Consider the following 2,448-nt stretch of genomic DNA (forward strand, 5'->3'; position numbering starts at 1 on the left):
GCTCCCGGACCGATCCGGTCCTCGTCTCAATGCAAGGAGCGCAACATGCCAACACCCGCCTATATGACCCTCGAAGGCACCAAGCAGGGCCTGATCACCGCCGGTACCTTCACCGAGGACTCGGTCGGCAACATCTTCCAGGAAGGCCACGAGGATCAGGTGCTGGTACAGGCCTTCAACCACCAGGTGATCATTCCGCGTGACCCGCAGTCCGGCCAGCCGACCGGCCAGCGCGTGCACAAGCCGCTGATGATCACCAAGGTGTTCGACAAGTCCTCGCCGCTGATCTTCAACTCGCTGACCTCCGGCGAGCGCCTGAACAAGTGCCGCCTGGAGTGGTACCGCACCTCCTCCACCGGCACCCAGGAGCACTACTACACCATTGAGCTGGAAGACGCGGTAATCGTCGACGTGCAGTCGCGCATGCCCAACTGCCAGGACCCGAACATGGCTCACTTCACTCACCTGGAAGACGTCTACTTCACCTACCGCAAGATCATCTGGACCCACGAAGTGTCCGGTACTTCCGGCTCCGACGACTGGCGTTCGCCGATCTCCGCCTGATCGCCAGGTCGCGCGTTTTGCGCCTTGGGTCAAGGCGCGCGACTACGTGATCATCGAGAATGCCTGGGCCCGAAGGACTCGGGCAGTACCGTAGCGGCCAGGCCTCCTGGCCGCTGCCATTTCGGCAAGAGGAACAAGGATGTTCGCCCCCGCCAACCAGACGCATTTCAGCCTGAGCCTGCCCGGCGTCGAGCACGACCTGCAGGTGCTCGAGTTCACCGGCCATGAGGCGCTGAGCCAGCCCTTCGTGTTCGAGCTCACCCTGGTCAGCCAGCGCCCGGACCTGGACCTCGAAGCCTTGCTCGGCCAGCCGGCCTTTCTCGCCCTCAGCGCCGACGGTGCGGGTATCCATGCTCAGGTGCACGCTGCTGCTCAAGGCGACTCCGGCCAGCGCCTGACTCGCTACCACCTGACCTTGCGCCCGCAGCTGGCCTGGCTCGGTCATCGGGTCAACCAACGCATCTTCCAGCACCTGACGGTGCCGCAGATCGTTGCCCAGGTACTGAGCGACCACGGCATCCTCGAAGGCAGCGGCCAGCGCTTCCAGCTGGGCGGCACGTACCCTATCCGCGACTACTGCGTGCAGTACGACGAGAGCGACCTGCACTTCATCCAGCGCCTATGCGAGGAAGAAGGCATCCACTATCACTTCCAGCACACGCCCGACGGCCATGTACTGGTGTTTGGCGACGACCAGACCGGTTTTGCCAAGCTTGCTACCACCGCCTACCAGCAAGACTCCGGCCTGGTGGCGGACGATCCGGTGATCAAGCGCTTCGCCCTGCGCCTGGCCACCCGCACCAGCCGCGTCACTCGCCGCGACTACGACTTCGAGAAGCCGCGCCTGCTACTGGAGGCCGCGCACAAGGGTGAAGCCAAACCGGACCTGGAAGACTACGACTACCCCGGCCGCTTCACCGAGCGTGCGCGAGGCAAGCATCTAAGCCAGCGCGCCCTGGAGCGCCATCGCAGCGATCATCAGTTGGCTGAAGGCGAGAGCGATCAGCCGCTGCTGCGTACCGGTCACTTCCTCAGCCTGAGCGAACACCCGCGTGCGGACTGGAACCAGCTGTGGTTACTCAATGAAGTGCATCACGAAGGCAAGCAGCCGCAGGTGCTGGAAGAGTCCATCACCAGCTTCCTCGGTGGCCGCAAGGAAGCTGGACAAGCCGATGACGGCTTCAACCAGGGCTACCGCAACCTCTTCAGCGCCACGCCCTGGGACACACCCTGGCGTCCGCCGCTGGACCACCCCAAGCCACGCATCCTCGGCAGCCAGAGCGCGGTGGTCACCGGCCCCAAGGGCGAGGAAATCCACTGCGACCAATACGGCCGCGTGAAAGTACAGTTCCACTGGGACCGCGAGGGCCAGGCCGACGACAGCACCAGCTGCTGGCTACGCGTCAGCTCCAGCTGGGCCGGCGACCGCTACGGTGGTATCGCCATTCCGCGCATTGGTATGGAAGTGCTGGTTACCTTCCTCGAAGGCGACCCCGATCAGCCGCTGGTCACCGGCTGCCTGTACCACAAGGAACACGTGGTGCCGTACGACCTGCCAGCGAACAAAACTCGCACCGTGTTCAAGACCCTGAGCTCACCCGGCGGAGGTGGCTACAACGAGCTGCGCATCGAGGACAGGAAAGGTCAGGAACAGATCTACATCCACGCCCAGAAGGACTGGGACGAGAACGTCGAGCACGACCAGAGGATCCGCATCGGCCACGAACGCCACGACACCGTGGAAGCCAACAGCTACACCGAGCTGAAAGCTGAAGAGCACCGCACCATCCACCAGGACCGCATGACCGAGATCCGCGCCAACGACCATCTCACCGTGGCCACTACGCAGCATGTGAAACTGGGCACGGGACAGTTCGTCGAGGC

2 protein-coding genes are annotated in these 2,448 nt (G+C 63.7%); both read left to right on the forward strand.

The window, feature by feature from the left end; all coding sequences use genetic code 11:
- Positions 1-45 precede the first annotated feature (45 nt).
- Positions 46-564: an Hcp family type VI secretion system effector gene (locus tag IP89_RS22645; protein WP_043312252.1), complete on the forward strand. Its 519-nt coding sequence runs from the start codon at positions 46-48 to the stop codon at positions 562-564.
- A 139-nt stretch (positions 565-703) separates the two neighbouring features.
- A partial coding sequence (locus tag IP89_RS22650) for a type VI secretion system tip protein VgrG (RefSeq protein ID WP_043312253.1) occupies positions 704-2,448 on the forward strand: 1,745 nt, incomplete at its 3' end.

Source organism: Pseudomonas sp. ML96 (assembly GCF_000761545.1).
Lineage (GTDB): Bacteria > Pseudomonadota > Gammaproteobacteria > Pseudomonadales > Pseudomonadaceae > Aquipseudomonas.